The 14,990-nt window shown below is 58.9% G+C and carries 16 protein-coding genes; 9 read left to right on the plus strand and 7 right to left on the minus strand.

What is annotated here, in order from left to right:
- The first annotated feature begins 128 nt into the window (after nucleotides 1-128).
- The 7 genes from LVW35_RS02685 (at nucleotide 129) to LVW35_RS02715 (ending at nucleotide 7,748) form a co-directional block, all read left to right on the plus strand.
- Nucleotides 129-1,265, plus strand: a complete 1,137-nt coding sequence (locus LVW35_RS02685; RefSeq protein ID WP_233893589.1) for a branched-chain amino acid ABC transporter substrate-binding protein — start codon at nucleotides 129-131, stop codon at nucleotides 1,263-1,265.
- 114 nt (nucleotides 1,266-1,379) lie between these two features.
- A complete protein-coding gene (locus LVW35_RS02690; protein ID WP_010213575.1) occupies nucleotides 1,380-2,294 on the plus strand; it encodes an ABC transporter permease subunit in 915 nt (304 codons plus the stop codon).
- 2 nt (nucleotides 2,295-2,296) lie between these two features.
- Nucleotides 2,297-3,574, plus strand: a complete 1,278-nt coding sequence (gene livM / locus LVW35_RS02695) for a high-affinity branched-chain amino acid ABC transporter permease LivM (RefSeq protein ID WP_233893590.1) — start codon at nucleotides 2,297-2,299, stop codon at nucleotides 3,572-3,574.
- Entirely contained in the window at nucleotides 3,571-4,446 is an 876-nt protein-coding gene (locus LVW35_RS02700; RefSeq protein ID WP_233893591.1) for an ABC transporter ATP-binding protein, read from the plus strand. Before livM ends, LVW35_RS02700 begins: the two co-directional genes overlap by 4 nt.
- Complete coding sequence (locus LVW35_RS02705) at nucleotides 4,443-5,159, plus strand: ABC transporter ATP-binding protein (protein WP_233893592.1); 717 nt, start codon at nucleotides 4,443-4,445, stop codon at nucleotides 5,157-5,159. Before LVW35_RS02700 ends, LVW35_RS02705 begins: the two co-directional genes overlap by 4 nt.
- Before the next feature lie 721 nt (nucleotides 5,160-5,880).
- The gene (locus LVW35_RS02710) at nucleotides 5,881-6,645 is read left to right on the plus strand and encodes an SDR family oxidoreductase (RefSeq protein WP_233893593.1); all 765 of its coding nucleotides are present in this window, start codon (nucleotides 5,881-5,883) and stop codon (nucleotides 6,643-6,645) included.
- A 197-nt stretch (nucleotides 6,646-6,842) separates the two neighbouring features.
- Nucleotides 6,843-7,748, plus strand: a complete 906-nt coding sequence (locus LVW35_RS02715; protein ID WP_233893594.1) for a cation diffusion facilitator family transporter — start codon at nucleotides 6,843-6,845, stop codon at nucleotides 7,746-7,748.
- On the opposite strand, the gene LVW35_RS02720 is transcribed toward LVW35_RS02715, so the two are convergent.
- From LVW35_RS02720 to ureE, 5 genes are all read right to left on the minus strand, one after another.
- Nucleotides 7,720-8,838 carry an AGE family epimerase/isomerase gene (locus tag LVW35_RS02720; RefSeq protein ID WP_233893596.1) on the minus strand — a complete coding sequence of 373 codons (1,119 nt, stop codon included), beginning with the start codon at nucleotides 8,836-8,838 and terminating at the stop codon, nucleotides 7,720-7,722. The two genes, LVW35_RS02715 and LVW35_RS02720, sit on opposite strands and share 29 nt — an antisense overlap.
- A 126-nt stretch (nucleotides 8,839-8,964) precedes the next feature.
- Nucleotides 8,965-9,537, minus strand: coding sequence for a HupE/UreJ family protein (locus LVW35_RS02725; protein ID WP_233893597.1), 573 nt, complete (start codon nucleotides 9,535-9,537; stop codon nucleotides 8,965-8,967).
- A 22-nt stretch (nucleotides 9,538-9,559) separates the two neighbouring features.
- Nucleotides 9,560-10,174, minus strand: a complete 615-nt coding sequence (gene ureG, locus LVW35_RS02730) for an urease accessory protein UreG (RefSeq protein WP_016972570.1) — start codon at nucleotides 10,172-10,174, stop codon at nucleotides 9,560-9,562.
- 12 nt (nucleotides 10,175-10,186) lie between these two features.
- Nucleotides 10,187-10,861: an urease accessory protein UreF gene (locus tag LVW35_RS02735; protein WP_233893598.1), complete on the minus strand. Its 675-nt coding sequence runs from the start codon at nucleotides 10,859-10,861 to the stop codon at nucleotides 10,187-10,189.
- On the minus strand, nucleotides 10,858-11,358 hold the full coding sequence (gene ureE, locus LVW35_RS02740) for an urease accessory protein UreE (RefSeq protein ID WP_233893599.1): 501 nt from the start codon (nucleotides 11,356-11,358) through the stop codon (nucleotides 10,858-10,860). The genes LVW35_RS02735 and ureE overlap by 4 nt, the downstream gene beginning before the upstream one ends.
- A 276-nt stretch (nucleotides 11,359-11,634) precedes the next feature.
- Between ureE and LVW35_RS02745 the strand changes: the two genes are divergently transcribed.
- Nucleotides 11,635-12,132 carry a C40 family peptidase gene (locus LVW35_RS02745; RefSeq protein WP_233893600.1) on the plus strand — a complete coding sequence of 166 codons (498 nt, stop codon included), beginning with the start codon at nucleotides 11,635-11,637 and terminating at the stop codon, nucleotides 12,130-12,132.
- 5 nt (nucleotides 12,133-12,137) lie between these two features.
- Here the strand turns inward: LVW35_RS02745 and LVW35_RS02750 are convergent, their stop codons facing one another.
- Nucleotides 12,138-12,770 (minus strand): TetR family transcriptional regulator, encoded by a 633-nt coding sequence (locus LVW35_RS02750; protein WP_233896383.1) that lies wholly within the window; start codon nucleotides 12,768-12,770, stop codon nucleotides 12,138-12,140.
- A 196-nt stretch (nucleotides 12,771-12,966) separates the two neighbouring features.
- Between LVW35_RS02750 and LVW35_RS02755 the strand changes: the two genes are divergently transcribed.
- Nucleotides 12,967-14,189, plus strand: a protein-coding gene (locus LVW35_RS02755) for an IS3 family transposase (protein WP_233892000.1) whose coding sequence is annotated in 2 segments (ribosomal slippage) — nucleotides 12,967-13,318 and nucleotides 13,318-14,189 — 1,224 coding nt in all. Because the reading frame shifts where the segments join, the coding sequence is not laid out codon by codon here.
- 48 nt (nucleotides 14,190-14,237) lie between these two features.
- Here LVW35_RS02755 and LVW35_RS02760 read toward each other — a convergent pair.
- Nucleotides 14,238-14,690 (minus strand): hypothetical protein, encoded by a 453-nt coding sequence (locus LVW35_RS02760; RefSeq protein ID WP_233893601.1) that lies wholly within the window; start codon nucleotides 14,688-14,690, stop codon nucleotides 14,238-14,240.
- Nucleotides 14,691-14,990: the final 300 nt, after the last annotated feature.

A 14,990-nucleotide genomic window follows, 5' to 3' on the forward strand; every position in this document is an offset into this window, starting at 1 on the left:
TAATAACAATGACACCGTGTCTTTTTGAAGAATAAAAACGTAATGGCACGCGCCTTGCTCTGGGCTTTCGGTGAAAAGTTTGAACGCAAGTTGTCGTGCCAAAAATCAAAAATATCGGAGCACCACTCATGTCCCAGACGTTTTACAAGAAAGGTTTTCTGGCCCTCGCCGTTGCAGCGGCACTGGGCATTTCTACGTTTGTTCACGCTGATGTGAAGATTGGCGTAGCGGGGCCCATGACCGGCGCCAACGCCGCTTTCGGTGAGCAGTACATGAAGGGTGCCCAGGCGGCAGCCGATGTGATCAATAAGGCTGGCGGCATCAACGGCGAAAAAATCGTGCTGGTGGCCGGCGACGATGCTTGCGAACCCAAACAAGCCGTGGCCGTGGCCAACCGCCTGGCTGACCAGGACAAAGTGATCGGCGTGGTCGGGCACTTCTGCTCGTCCAACACCATTCCGGCCTCTGAGGTGTATGACGAAGCCGGCATCATTGCCATCACCCCAGGCTCCACCAACCCACAAGTGACCGAGCGTGGCCTGGGCGCGATGTTCCGCATGTGCGGCCGTGACGACCAGCAAGGCATCGTTGCCGGCGACTACATCGTCGACGTACTCAAGGGCAAGAAAGTCGCCGTCATCAATGACAAGGACACCTACGGCAAAGGCCTGGCTGATGCCACCGCTGCCCAGTTGACCAAGCGCGGCGTCAAGCCGGTGCTGGAAGAAGGCCTGACCCGTGGCGAGAAAGACTTCAGCGCCCTGGTCACCAAGATCCGCTCTACCGGTGCCGACGTCGTGTATTTCGGCGGCCTGCACCCGGAAGCCGGTCCTCTGGTTCGCCAGATCCGTGAAGCCGGTTTGAAAGACGTGAAATTCATGTCCGATGACGGTGTTGTGACCGATGAACTGGTTGCCACCGCTGGCGGCAAACAATACGTCGATGGCGTGTACATGACCTTCGGCGCCGACCCGCGCCTGCTGCCAGACAGCAAGGCCGTGGTGGAAGAGTTCCGCAAAAACGGCACTGAGCCGGAAGGCTATACCCTGTACGCCTACGCCTCGGTCCAGGCCCTGGCCGCCGGCTTCAATGGCGCCAAGTCCAACAAGGGCGAAGACGCCGCCAAGTGGCTCAAGGCTCATCCGGTAAAAACCGTCATGGGCGAAAAAGCCTGGGATTCGAAGGGCGACCTGAAAATCTCCGACTACGTGGTTTACCAGTGGGACAAAGACGGCAAATACCACCAGTTGGAAAAACAGAAGTAATCCTTAACACCGCATTCCCCATGTGGGAGCGGTGTCGTGATCGAGATCTGTCTTTTCCTCCAGAAGCGCCGCACACCCACCGGTGTGCAGGTGCTCACCGCGTGAGATTGCGTTATGGATGGTATTTTCCTGCAGCAACTGGTCAACGGCCTGACCCTCGGGTCGGTCTATGGCCTGATCGCCATCGGCTACACAATGGTCTATGGCATCATTGGCATGATCAACTTCGCCCACGGCGAGGTTTATATGATTTCCGCTTACCTCGCGGCGATCAGTCTGGCACTGCTGGCTTACTTCGGCATCGAATCCTTCCCGCTGCTCATTCTCGGCACCTTGATCTTCACCGTGGTCGTCACCGGCGTGTACGGTTGGGTCATCGAGCGTGTCGCCTACAAACCGCTGCGCAACTCCACGCGACTGGCACCGCTGATCAGCGCCATCGGTATCTCGCTGATCCTGCAGAACTACGCGCAAATCGCCCAGGGTGCCAAGCAACAAGGCATTCCCACCCTGCTGGCCGGGGCGTGGCGTGTCGACATCGGCAGCGGCTTCGTTCAGTTGACGTACACCAAAGTCTTCATTCTGGTCGCCGCTTTCGCCGGCATGGCGTTGCTCACTTACGTCATCAAATACACCAAGCTCGGCCGCATGTGCCGCGCGACCCAGCAAGACCGCAAGATGGCGTCGATCCTCGGCATCAACACCGACCGGGTGATCTCCTACGTATTCGTCATCGGCGCCGCCATGGCTGCACTGGCCGGCGTGCTCATCACCCTCAACTACGGCACTTTCGACTTCTATGCCGGCTTCATCATCGGCATCAAGGCGTTTACCGCAGCGGTGCTCGGCGGCATCGGCTCCCTGCCTGGAGCGATGCTGGGTGGGATCATTCTCGGTATCTCCGAGTCGCTGTTCTCAGGGTTGATCAACTCTGATTACAAAGACGTGTTCAGTTTCTCCCTGCTGGTGGTGATTCTGATTTTCCGTCCCCAGGGCCTGCTTGGTCGCCCACTCGTGGCGAAGGTGTAAACATGTCTGCTGCCAAACCTATCGATATCAAGAAAAGTGTGGTCGATACAGTCCTCGCCGGGCTGATTTCCCTGGTCGTGTTCGGCCCCATCGTCGGCGTGGTCCTCGACGGCTACAGCTTCAACCTGGAACCGGCCCGCGTGGGCCTGCTGGTGGCCATCGTGATGGTCGGCCGCTTTGCCATCAGCCTGTTCCTGCAAACCCCCAGGGGCCTGAAGATTCTGCAGGGCTTCGAGAGCAGTGGCTCTGGCGTGCATGTACTGGCGCCGGACTACAAGTCGCGGCTGCGCTGGATCATCCCGGCACTGATCGTGATCGCCATCGTGTTTCCGATTTTCGCCAACAAATACCTGCTCACCGTGGTGATACTCGGCCTGATCTATGTATTGCTCGGCCTGGGCCTCAATATCGTGGTCGGCCTGGCGGGGCTGCTCGACCTGGGTTACGTGGCGTTCTACGCCATTGGCGCCTACGGCCTGGCATTGGGTTATCAATACCTCGGCCTGGGTTTCTGGACGGTGCTGCCACTGGCGGCCATCGCGGCGGCGCTGGCGGGGTGCATACTCGGGTTCCCAGTGTTGCGAATGCATGGCGACTATTTGGCCATCGTGACCCTGGGCTTTGGTGAAATCATCCGTCTGGTGCTCAATAACTGGCTGTCATTTACCGGCGGTCCAAACGGCATGCCGGTGCCATCGCCGACCTTCCTCGGCCTTGAGTTCGGCAAGCGTGCGAAGGATGGCGGGATTCCCTTCCATGAATTCTTCGGCATCGACTACAACCCCAATATCAAATTCCTGTTCATCTACATCGTGCTGTTCCTGGTGGTGCTGGCCGTGCTGTACATCAAGCATCGTCTGACCCGCATGCCGGTCGGCCGTGCCTGGGAAGCCCTGCGCGAAGATGAAATCGCCTGCCGTTCCATGGGCCTGAACCACGTGCTGGTCAAGCTCTCGGCATTCACCATCGGGGCATCGACTGCCGGCTTGGCCGGGGTGTTCTTTGCCAGTTATCAGGGCTTCGTCAACCCGTCGTCGTTCACCTTCTTCGAGTCGGCGCTGATCCTGGCCATCGTGGTACTGGGCGGCATGGGCTCGACGGTAGGTGTGGTAATTGCGGCATTCGTATTGACCGTTGCGCCTGAACTGCTGCGCAGCTTCTCCGAATACCGCGTGCTGCTGTTTGGTGTGTTGATGGTGGTGATGATGATCTGGCGACCGCGCGGCTTGATCCGGATCAGCCGCACCGGCGTGACGCCACGCAAGGGGGTAGCGCCATGAGCAAGGAAGTCGTGCTCTCCGTGGAACATTTGATGATGCACTTTGGTGGCATCAAGGCCTTGAGCGATGTGAGCCTCAAGGTCGAACGCAACTCGATCTTCGCGCTGATCGGCCCCAACGGCGCCGGCAAGACCACGGTGTTCAACTGCCTCACCGGCTTCTACAAAGCCAGCGGCGGCAAGATCCAGCTCAACATTCGCGGCAAACAAACAGACGTAATCCAGCTGCTCGGCGAACGTTTCCAGCCCACCGACTTCGTGTCGCCCAAAAGCTTCTTCAGCCGGGTGTTCTACAAGATGTTCGGCGGCACCCACTTGGTGAACCGCGCTGGCTTGGCGCGGACCTTCCAGAACATTCGCCTGTTCAAGGAAATGTCGGTGGTGGAAAACCTGCTGGTGGCCCAGCACATGTGGGTCAACCGCAACATGCTCGCGGGCATCCTCAATACCAAGGCCTACCGCAAGGCTGAAAGCGACGCCCTCGACCACGCCTTCTACTGGCTGGAAGTGGTGGACCTGGTGGACTGCGCCAACCGCCTGGCCGGTGAACTCTCCTACGGCCAGCAGCGCCGTCTGGAAATCGCCCGTGCCATGTGCACCCGGCCGCAGATCATCTGCCTGGACGAACCCGCAGCGGGCCTCAATCCCCAGGAAACCGAAGCCCTCAGCGCGATGATTCGCCTGCTGCGCGACGAACACGACCTGACGGTGGTGCTGATCGAACACGACATGGGCATGGTGATGAGTATTTCCGACCACATCGTGGTGCTTGACCATGGCAACGTGATCGCCGAGGGCGGGCCAGACGCGATCCGCAACGACCCAAAAGTGATTGCCGCCTACCTGGGCGCCGATGAAGAGGAGTTGGTATGAGTGCACCTATCCTCGAAATGAAGGACCTGGACGTGTATTACGGTCCGATTCAGGCCCTGAAAAAAGTCTCGCTGCACATCAACGAAGGCGAAACCGTCAGCCTGATCGGCTCCAATGGCGCGGGTAAATCCACGCTGCTGATGTCGATCTTCGGCCAGCCTCGGGCGGAGTCGGGGCAGATCCTCTATAACGGCGTCGACATTACCCACAAGTCTTCGCACTACATCGCATCCAACGGTATTGCGCAGTCGCCGGAAGGGCGCCGGGTGTTCCCCGACATGACCGTCGAGGAAAACTTGCTGATGGGCACCATCCCCATTGGCGACAAGTATGCCTTTGATGACATGCAGCGCATGTTCGAGCTGTTTCCACGGCTCAAGGAGCGACGTAACCAGCGCGCCATGACCATGTCCGGCGGCGAGCAGCAAATGCTCGCCATCGCCCGCGCTTTGATGAGCCGCCCCAAGCTGTTGCTGCTGGACGAGCCAAGCCTGGGCCTGGCGCCGATTGTGGTGAAGCAGATCTTCTCGACCCTGCGCGAGCTGGCCTCAACCGGCATGACCATTTTCCTGGTGGAGCAGAACGCCAACCATGCGCTGCGCCTGTCGGACCGCGCGTATGTGATGGTCAATGGCGAGATTCGCCTGACGGGCACCGGTAAGGAATTGCTGGTGAATGAGGAAGTGCGCAACGCCTATCTGGGCGGGCATTAACGAATAGATGTTTCGGCATGACCCTGTGGGAGCTTCGGCTCCCACATTCATTTTGAGGCTATCAACAGGCCAGTCTGGAAATTGTGGAAAACAAATCCAGCCTCCCTCCAAAGCGCGACATATAGCCGCCGCAAATCCCTGTTTTGTCACAGTTTTGACTTGTCCCCATCCGCTGTGGAACCGGCTGTGGGTAACGTGGGAGTAGCTGCCTGAAAGCCAATAACTGCGTGGCTTGTAGCGTGATGGTTGTTTTTTGATCAGCTGGTTTTTGGCAACCAGTCGAGGCCTTTGTCAACCTGTTTATAGACACAGGTATATGACCGGAATATGTCTCGCCGACCTGTGGATAAGTCTGTGACTAAACTCTGGAAAGACCGCCGCAGGGGCCGGAATAACTGGCCTGGAGCCATCGTTCTTATTTTTCAAGCGGGGAAAGGCCTACATACGCCCCGGCCAAGGTCAAGCAAAAAACTTTGTAAAACCGCCTGGAGCCCATGTGAATAGCGGCCTGAAGCATTTTGTACTTGCCCCCAAAGACTGTGGGCGCAGTTGTGGATAACCTGCGCGCACATAGCTGCAAGCCAAGGTTTGTATGGCTTTGAGAGAGTTGATTAAAAAGTGATCAGGTATGTATCAAGTTGTGTGCTTAGCGGTTGCCGCAAACGCGGCGTAAGGGCATTCTGCTGGCTGATTTTTTCCCGATGCCCGCAAGGAGAACACCATGTCCGACACGCTGTTTATTACTGGCGCAACCTCAGGTTTCGGCGAAGCCTGCGCCCGTCGTTTTGCCGAAGCCGGCTGGAAACTGGTGCTCACCGGCCGTCGCGCCGACCGCCTGAATGCGCTGGTCGAAGAGCTTTCCAAGCAAACCGAAGTGCATGGCCTGGTGGTGGACGTGCGGGATCGCAAAGGCATGGAAGACGCCATCGCCAACCTGCCGCCGTCGTTCGCCAAGCTGCGCGGGCTGATCAACAATGCCGGCCTGGCGGTGGGCACCGACCCTGCGCCCAAATGCAGCCTCGACGATTGGGAAACCATGGTCGACACCAACATCAAGGGCCTGCTGACCACCACCAACCTGCTGCTGCCACGCCTGATCGCTCATGGTCGCGGCGCGGGCATCATCAACCTGGGTTCCATTGCCGGTAACTACCCGTATCCGGGCAGCCACGTGTATGGCGGTTCCAAGGCGTTCGTGAAGCAGTTCTCGCTGAACCTGCGTTGCGACCTGCAAGGCACCGGCGTGCGCGTGACCAACATCGAGCCAGGCCTGTGCGAGAGCGAGTTCTCGCTGGTACGGTTCGGCGGTGACCAAGCGCGGTATGACGCGACCTATGCGGGGGCCGAGCCGATCCAGCCGCAGGATATTGCTGACACGATTTTCTGGGTGATGAACACGCCGGCGCATGTGAATATCAACCGGTTGGAGCTGATGCCAGTGAGCCAGACCTGGGCCGGGTTTGCGATTGAGCGCAGCGCCAAGTAAGGCTCTAGACCGCGTCGCCTGCTTCGCGAGCAAGCCCGCTCCCACATTCGACCGCATTCATATGTTGGAACTCGGTCAAGTGTGGGAGCGGGCTTGCTCGCGATGGCGTCAGATCGGCCAAAACAAGTCATAAGGTACACTCCCTTCTTGAAAACCCCTCCGCACTGTGCGGATTTAAGGTTTTGACGGGAGGAAATGTGAGTAACCGAGGTGAGCAGGCACTGCTCAAACAATCGACCATCCTGATGTTCGCCGTAGCGATCGCCGGGATTGTCACGGGTGTGATTTCTGGCGCCCAATCCATTCTGTTCGACGGTTTTTTCTCGCTGATCGCCACCGCCATCAAGGTGTTGATGCTGATCACGGCCAAGCTGATCGCCAAGAAAAGCAACGAGCGTTTCCAGTTCGGCTATTGGCACCTGGAGCCCATGGTGCTGCTGATCGAAGGCAGCTTTCTGTTACTGATCGCCATCTATGCGTTCCTCAACGGCGTGTTCGGCATTATCAATGGCGGACGCGAGATCGAATTGGGGTTGGTGATCATCTACGCGGCGGTGTTTACCGTTGTCGAATTCGCCTACTTTTTCTACGTGCGATATCGCAATCGCAGGCTGAAATCATCGCTGATCCAGTTCGACAACATCAGTTGGCTGGTGGACGCGATGCTGTCGGTGGGCCTGCTGATCAGCTTTCTGGCAGCACTGTTGCTCAAGTCCCAGGGCTATGCCGAATGGGCGGTGTATGTCGACCCACTGATCCTGATCCTGCTGGCCCTGAGCATGCTGGCGCCGGCGTTCAAGATCCTGCGTCCGGCCTTGCGCGAGGTGTTGGGCATTGCTCCGGACCAGTTGGACGACAAAGTGCGCGAAGTGATGGATGCGGCCCAGGCCAGGCATGGTTTCGACGACTACGTGTCTTACGTACAAAAGCACGGACGGGCGCGGTTTATCGAAATTCATGTGGTGTTGCCGGCGGATTACCCGGTGGATAACGTCGCGACCCTTGATGGGCTGCGCGAAGAGATATCCACAGGGCTCGGCACACCGGATGCGGCGCGCTGGTTGACGATCAGCTTTACCGGAGATCGCAAGTGGATTGCGTGAGGCCCTGGTAACAAGTCGCCAAATGATAAGGCGTGGTCGACGGCATGTCCCGTCGGCTCACGACGCCCTTGGCATCCAGGCATTCATTCCAGCCTTTTGCATGGAGGAAGTGCTGCTGCAGCGCCAGCAATTGGCGTTGCAGCACCGCTTCGCTGTTTGGTCGCAAGGTCAGTGCCCGCAGGTACTCGGCCTGAGCCCAGATACGCTGGGTGCCGTCGCGTACTGTGCCGTCCAACGCCAACATGCCGCTGACCGCGCCGCTGACGTTATCCACACCCTTGAGCTCTGCGTAAGCAAAAGCACGCGTCAGGGACGCATGCAGCGGCGTACCGCGCAGCACATCCGAAGACTCCAGCAAAAAGAACCATTCGAACTGGTGCCCCGGCTCGAACCAGTTATCCACAGCGCCCAGCGGTTTTTCCATCATCACGCCGTGTTGGCGGTCGATGAAGCGCTGCTGCATGGCCGTCGCCAACGCCAGCAGGGCGGCTTGCACGTTGGCATCTTCACGCACCGCGAGGGTGGCGAGGAAACCTTCGGCCAAGTGCATCAGCGGGTTTTGCAGCGGGCCCGACTTGAGCGATGACCAGTTGCGCTCCAATACGGCCTCGTACAGGCCGTCGCCTGTGGAAAAGCGCTCGGCGACCACTTCAAGGGCGGCATTGAGTACCGACTCCACCAACGGCTCACGTACCTTGGCCCAGTAATGGGCGCAGGCGAAGATGATGAAGGCGTGGGTATAGAGGTCTTTGCGCTTGTCCAGCGGTTGGCCGGACGGGTCGACGCTGTAGAACCAGCCGCCGTGCTCGGCGTCGTGGAAGTGCCGTTGCAGGGAGCGGAACAGTGCCGCCGCACGGTCTTCGGCGAAGGCGGCACCCGGCTCGCCGATCAGGCTGGCGAACAGGTACAACTGACGGGCGCAGGCCATGGCACGGTAGCGTTGCGGAGGCAGCGGTTGATGATCGGCGTCCAACGCCTCATAGGGCAATGCCAGTTCGGCATTCCAGCCCGGGCCTTTCCAGAGCGGCACGATCAGGCTGTGGAAGTGCGTAAGCACGGTGTTCAAGGAGGGTTGGGAAGCGCTGGGCATTGGCTGGCGTCGTCACGGCAGGGGCGTAGGCGCGCATGGTAGCAGAGGGGCAGCTGTAAGTTGTGAGCGGCAAGCTGCAAGTAAGAGCGGATTGGCTTTTTACTTGCAGCTTTTGGCTTGCCGCTTTTAGCTGGCGAGCAGCCACACCCCAGTCGCCGCCGAAGCCGCCCCCGCAATCCGCACCAACGGCGCCGCCGCCGTCGGCAGGAGGCGCACGACGGCGTAACCGGCCGCGTGCAGTACCGCCGTTGCACCGACAAAACCCGCCGCATACGTCCAAGGGTTGGACATGTCCGGCAGCTCCAGGCCGTGTGCCACACCGTGGAACAGTGCGAACAAGGCTGTCGCCCCCACCGCCATGAACAGCGGCGGCCGCACCGCCAGCGCCACCGCCAGGCCCAGGGCCAGCACCGACGCGGCAATTCCGCTTTCCAATGCCGGCAACTCCAGGCCTTCAAAACCCAGTACGCCGCCAATCAACATGGTGCCAACAAAGGTGCAAGGCAGTGCCCAACGAGCGGCGCCTTTTTGTTGGGCGGCCCACAAACCGACGGCGACCATCGCCAGCAAGTGGTCGATGCCACTCAAGGGATGGCTGATGCCGGCCACCAGGCCGTTGTCGCCGTGGCCCGGATGAGCGAAGGCGAGGGCAGGGGCTAGCAGCAGGGCGGCGGCGGTGAGGAGTTTCTTGAGGCTCATGGACAGGTTCCTTATGGGTTGATCAGGCGGCGGTCAGCAGGCCTTGGCGTTCGATGAAGGCGACGATGTCATCCAGGCCGACACCGGTTTTCTGGTTGCTGAACACAAAGGGTTTACCGTTGCGCATGCGGGTGGTGTCGCTGTTCATCAGCTCCAGCGAGGCGCCGACCAGCGGCGCCAGGTCGATCTTGTTGATCACCAGCAAGTCGGATTTGCAAATGCCAGGCCCGCCCTTGCGTGGAAGCTTGTCGCCGGCGGACACATCGATCACGTAGATGGTCAGGTCCGACAGCTCCGGGCTGAAGGTGGCCGAGAGGTTGTCGCCGCCGGACTCCACCAGAATCAGGTCCAGGCCCGGGAAGCGGCGGTTGAGTTGGTCCACCGCCTCCAGGTTGATCGAGGCGTCTTCGCGGATCGCCGTATGCGGGCAGCCGCCGGTCTCCACGCCGATGATGCGTTCCGGCGCGAGGGCCTGGTTGCGTACCAGGAAGTCGGCATCTTCGCGGGTGTAGATGTCGTTGGTGACCACCGCCAGGTTGTAGCGATCACGCAGCGCGAGGCACAGGGCCAGGGTCAGGGCCGTCTTGCCGGAGCCCACCGGGCCGCCGATACCGACACGTAAAGGTTGTGTGTTCATGAGTGTGTTCTCCTAGGAACGAAACAGGCGGCTGTACTGGCGCTCATGGGCCATGGACGCCAGGGACAGGCCAAAGGCGGCGCTGCCAAAATGATCGGGATGAATGCGGCTGGCGTCCTGCTGGGCTTGTTGCAGCAGCGGCAGCAGTTCGCTGGTCAGGCGCTGGGCGGCTTGCTGGCCCAGAGGCAGGGTTTTCATCAGCACGGCCAATTGGTTTTCCAGCCAGCTCCACAGCCAGGCGGCGAGGGCATCGGCGGGGCTGATGCTCCACGCGCGTGCGGCCAAGGCCCAGCCCAGGGCGAGATGGGGCTCACCGCACTGCTCAAGAAATTCGCGGGCAGCGCCGTCCAGTTCCGGCAAACCATTGAGCAACTGTTGCAGCGAGTAGCCCATCTGTCGGCTCTCCTGATACAGCTCACGGGTTTCACGGCTGGCGCGGTGCTCTTCACATAACTGCGCCAGGCGTCGCCAATCCGCCTCAAAGGCAGCCTGACAATGGGCGAGCAGGACCGGCGCCTCGAAACGCGCAAGGTTGAGCAGCAACTGGTCGCTGATCCAGCGTCGTGCGCTGGCCGCGTCATTGACGCGGCCGTTCTCCACCGCCATTTCCAGGCCTTGGGAATAGCTGTAGCCGCCAATCGGCAATTGCGGACTGGCCAGACGCAGCAGCGCCCAGGCTGGGTTCATAGACGCACGCCGAACTGGTGCAGCTTAGGCGGATAGTTGAAGTCTTCATCACCATGGCGCGAGTGATGGTGGCCGCCGCCGTAGGCGCCATGCTCCGGCTGGAACGGTGCCTCGATGGTCTCGGTCTGCGCACCCAGCTGTTCGAGCATGGCCTTGAGCACATAGTCATCGAGCAGGCGCAACCAGCCATCGCCCACTTGCAACGCCACATGGCGGTTGCCCAGGTGATAGGCCGCACGGGTCAGCTCAAATGCACTGTTGCACGTCACGTGCAAGAGTTGTTCAGGCCGGGCGCATACGCGTACGACGCGTCCGTCCTCTGCCTGTAGGAATTCGCCATCGTGTAGCGGCGGCTGGCCACGCTCCAGGAAAAGGCCGACGTCTTCACCATCGGCACTGAAACAGCGCAGGCGGCTTTTACTGCGTGCTTCGAAGTTCAGCAGCAACTCGGCGACCCAAAGGGCTTGGGGGGCGATTCGGCGGTGGATCACCAGCATCAGGAAGCTTCCAGCTATGAGCGATGCAAGTGCTAGAGCAAGGGGCTTGCCAACCCGGTTGGAGAGTAGGAATTCCCTGTCAGCAGGGCGGTGATGCCACTAAATAGGGCGCGGGAATATTATTGGCATGATCAAAAATGGTGCGCTGGTTGGGTTGGCGCACTCGTTATGGGCATTTTCGGATTTGTCCTACGTTGTTCGGGGAATTGCCGTTCAAGTAGTTACCTGCTGTGTCATTAGTCTGTGCGCCGTGTTCAACCCACTGCGACGTTTATCATGTTTAGATCATTGTGTTGTTTAGTTATTGTCAGTCTGTCTTTCGCCATTTCATCAGCTTCAGCCTCTCTGCAGTCCCGTCCCACGTTCAGCGCTTCAGTACAAGAAGCCGCCATTGACGATGTGGTTGACCGTGCCCATGAACTGCTTGGCACGCCGTACAAATGGGGTGGCTCTTCGGTGCAGCAAGGCTTCGATTGCAGCAGCTTCCTGGTGTACCTGTTCAAGACCGAAGCCAATATCCAGATACCACGCACCACCGCCGCCATGCACCGCTCCACGGCTCCGACTATCAAGCGCAACGCACTCAAGCCCGGCGATGCGGTGTTTTTCAAATCAAACGGCCGCGGCCAAGTCAGCCATGTGGGGCTTTATATAGGCGAGGGCAAATTTATTCATTCGCCACGTACGGGCAAAAACATCCGTATTGATTCGTTGAGCAACAGCTACTGGAGCAAGAGCTACACCACGGCCAAGCGTTTCCACTCGGCGGGGTGATTGCGTTATTCGGTGCTGCCCAGGCCTTGCCAGTGCTTCAAGCCGATAAAGATAAAGCGCAATTGCTGGGTGATTTTCGCCTGGGGCGTCAGGTGGTCAGGCAGAGCCTGGGCCGGCGGGTCGATGATATCGGGAAGGGTGGCGAACACACTTTTGACGATGAGGTCGGCCATCACATGCAGGCCCTCGGCATCCAGGTGCTGGAGTTTTGGCATGGACGTCAGGTCGGCGGCCAAGTCGCGGGTGATGTCTTCACGCAATGCACCGATCGCCTGGCGCACCGCCAGGCAGCCGCCGTATTGCTCGCGGGCCAGAAACAGGAATTGTGAACGGTTGGCCGAGACCACATCGAGAAAGATACGTACGGAGGCATCAATAATGCCGCCCATCACGAATTCGTTGTGGCGCACCAGGCGGATGGTGGCGCGGAAGGTCTGGCCGACTTCACTCACCAGCACGAGCCCCAACTGGTCCATGTCGGCAAAATGCCGATAGAAACCGGTGGGCACGATACCGGCCGTCTTCGCCACTTCACGCAGGCTGAGGCTGCCAAACCCACGGCCACACTCCATCAGATGGCGGGCTGCGTCCATCAGGGCGAGTCTGGTCTGTTGCTTCTGTTCGGCGCGGGGCAGCATTGGCGGGTGGGCTTTGTCGGCAAGTACAGCGACGCACTCTAACAAAACAGTTCCGGTGGCGTCGAACTTGCCAGGGGAAGGGCGTGACGCGATCTACAGGAAAGCAAAAGCCCGATCGACAGATCGGGCTTTTTTCTGGGCCATGTCCCGTCCTGAATAAGGTTTACACCTTCTGACCTATCTTCAGGAGGAGCCAATGGATGCGGGCAAAAGGCGAAGCCAGCGTGACTACACGCTAGCCTTTAAATTATCGGTCGTAGACCAGGTCGAAAAGGGCGAGTTGAGTTATAAAGAGGCTCAACGGCGCTACGGCATTCAGGGCCGGTCCACGGTACTGGTCTGGCTGCGCAAGCACGGCCGGCAGGACTGGAGTCAGGGCGCCTCAATTCGAGAACCGAGGAGCAGGTCCATGACTGAGCCACCCCTCCCGCTAACACCCGAGCAGCGGATCAAAGAGCTCGAAGAGCAGTTGGCGCTAAGCAACCAGAAAGCGCAGTTCTTCGAAGCCGTCGTGAATGTTCTGAAGAATGACTACGGTGTTTCTGTCGTAAAAAAGCGACCCGGCAAGTCCTCTCGCAAGGGCAAATCCAAGACCTGAGCATCACCAGGGCTTGCCTGTTCATGGGCATTTCGCGCCAAGCATATTACCAACGAAATCGGGCTTTCGACGCGAGGGCTCGCCAAGATCAAGAGGTGATGGACTTTGTTCTTGAAAAGCGCCGACGCCAGCCACGGATCGGCACGCGCAAGCTGCATTACCTGATGAGCGTCGAATTTGGCGCATCAGTGCAGGTCGGCAGAGACCGCCTGTTCAGCATCCTGCGCAACGCTCGAGAACTGGTTGTGCGCAAACGGGCTTACCACAAAACGACGGACAGCCATCACCGCTTTCGCCGCCATCCTAACCTGCTCAAAGCGGGCCAGAAGCAGATCGTACCCAACAGGCCAGAGCAGGTGTGGGTTGCAGACATAACCTACCTGCCGACACAGGAAAGCGTGGCTTATGTGAGCCTGGTGACAGACGCTTACTCGCGCAAGATCGTAGGCCATCATGTGCATGCGAGTTTGCATACCGAGTCGGTGATCAAAGCGATGGAAAAGGCAGTTGGTGAACGCCAAACCACGCTTCCACTAATCCATCATTCAGACCGCGGAGCCCAATACTGCTCTGAGCTTTATCAGCGCTTGCACGCCAGTCATGGCATCAGATGCTCGATGACCGACGGCTATGACTGCTACCAGAATGCTCTGGCGGAACGGATAAACGGCATTTTGAAGACCGAGTTTCTGCTGTATCGCCCTAAAAATCTGGCGGATGCAGTGAAGATGGTGGGTGAGTCGGTGCTGATCTACAACGGGGAAAGGCCACACATGTCCCTGAAATACAAAACGCCCGATGCGGTGCATCGAGCGTTTTGAGACTGAAACAGGTGTAAACCTATTTCAGGACTAGACACCACCACGGGGTTAGCTCTGTGCTTGATGCAGTTCTTGCAGACGATCGGCACCGCCTTCGGCGATACCTTGAGTGTAAGCACGGTCGTTGGCTTGTTCAGCGCCGCCTTCAACCAGACCTTTCTGTTCCAGGCGATCACGGCCACCTTCGGCAACAGCGTTGCGTTCCAGCAGGCGATCAGCACCACCTTCGACCAGGCCTTTTTGTTCCAGGCGGTTGCGACCGTTTTCGGTCAGGCCTTCGGTATAAGCGCGTTTGTTGGCTTGTTCCGAACCATTTTCAGCAACAGCGCCTTTGGCGTAGTCACGGTTCTCTTCTTCTTGCGAACCGCTGCGCGCTACGGTCTGGCTGAAATGAACGGCGTCAGCTTTGACTTGTGGGGTAGCTTGTTCGGCAGCTGGCAGGGCAAAGGCACTGGAAGCCAGGATGGATAACAGGGCGGTAGCGAGTAGTTGGCGTTTCATGATGGGTTGCTCCTTGGGAGGGCGATAAAGTGGGTACAGGGCTAATGCTACTCTCGATAAGTCGATATAAAAGTTCATAAACACAATGGTAATAATCAATAGAATTGATTGTTCTGGTCGGAGGCTCTAGACCGGGCCTCTCAAGCACGCGGTTTTGCACCGGGGTGGGTATTTTCGACACGTACGTGGGTAACAATGGTGCGCTGTTGCAAGGGGAATCTGACGAAGTGGTCAGAAATTGAGGTTTTTCCCGGCAAATCGGGGATTGGGTTAAACCCCGAGGCGGTTTGCCAGTCGTAG

It is taken from the genome of Pseudomonas sp. HN11, assembly GCF_021390155.1.
GTDB lineage: Bacteria > Pseudomonadota > Gammaproteobacteria > Pseudomonadales > Pseudomonadaceae > Aquipseudomonas.

Excerpts from the sequence above, each read along its gene's own strand:
- LVW35_RS02710 (WP_233893593.1), top strand. The coding sequence starts at position 5,881 with ATGTCCGACACGCTGTTTATTACTGGCGCAACCTCAGGTTTCGGCGAA.
- livM (WP_233893590.1), top strand. The coding sequence starts at position 2,297 with ATGTCTGCTGCCAAACCTATCGATATCAAGAAAAGTGTGGTCGATACA.
- LVW35_RS02685 (WP_233893589.1), top strand. The coding sequence starts at position 129 with ATGTCCCAGACGTTTTACAAGAAAGGTTTTCTGGCCCTCGCCGTTGCA.
- LVW35_RS02705 (WP_233893592.1), top strand. The coding sequence starts at position 4,443 with ATGAGTGCACCTATCCTCGAAATGAAGGACCTGGACGTGTATTACGGT.
- LVW35_RS02735 (WP_233893598.1), bottom strand. The coding sequence starts at position 10,861 with ATGAACCCAGCCTGGGCGCTGCTGCGTCTGGCCAGTCCGCAATTGCCG.
- LVW35_RS02720 (WP_233893596.1), bottom strand. The coding sequence starts at position 8,838 with ATGCCCAGCGCTTCCCAACCCTCCTTGAACACCGTGCTTACGCACTTC.
- LVW35_RS02760 (WP_233893601.1), bottom strand. The coding sequence starts at position 14,690 with ATGAAACGCCAACTACTCGCTACCGCCCTGTTATCCATCCTGGCTTCC.
- LVW35_RS02750 (WP_233896383.1), bottom strand. The coding sequence starts at position 12,770 with ATGCTGCCCCGCGCCGAACAGAAGCAACAGACCAGACTCGCCCTGATG.
- ureE (WP_233893599.1), bottom strand. The coding sequence starts at position 11,358 with ATGCTGGTGATCCACCGCCGAATCGCCCCCCAAGCCCTTTGGGTCGCC.
- LVW35_RS02700 (WP_233893591.1), top strand. The coding sequence starts at position 3,571 with ATGAGCAAGGAAGTCGTGCTCTCCGTGGAACATTTGATGATGCACTTT.
- LVW35_RS02725 (WP_233893597.1), bottom strand. The coding sequence starts at position 9,537 with ATGAGCCTCAAGAAACTCCTCACCGCCGCCGCCCTGCTGCTAGCCCCT.
- ureG (WP_016972570.1), bottom strand. The coding sequence starts at position 10,174 with ATGAACACACAACCTTTACGTGTCGGTATCGGCGGCCCGGTGGGCTCC.
- LVW35_RS02745 (WP_233893600.1), top strand. The coding sequence starts at position 11,635 with ATGTTTAGATCATTGTGTTGTTTAGTTATTGTCAGTCTGTCTTTCGCC.
- LVW35_RS02690 (WP_010213575.1), top strand. The coding sequence starts at position 1,380 with ATGGATGGTATTTTCCTGCAGCAACTGGTCAACGGCCTGACCCTCGGG.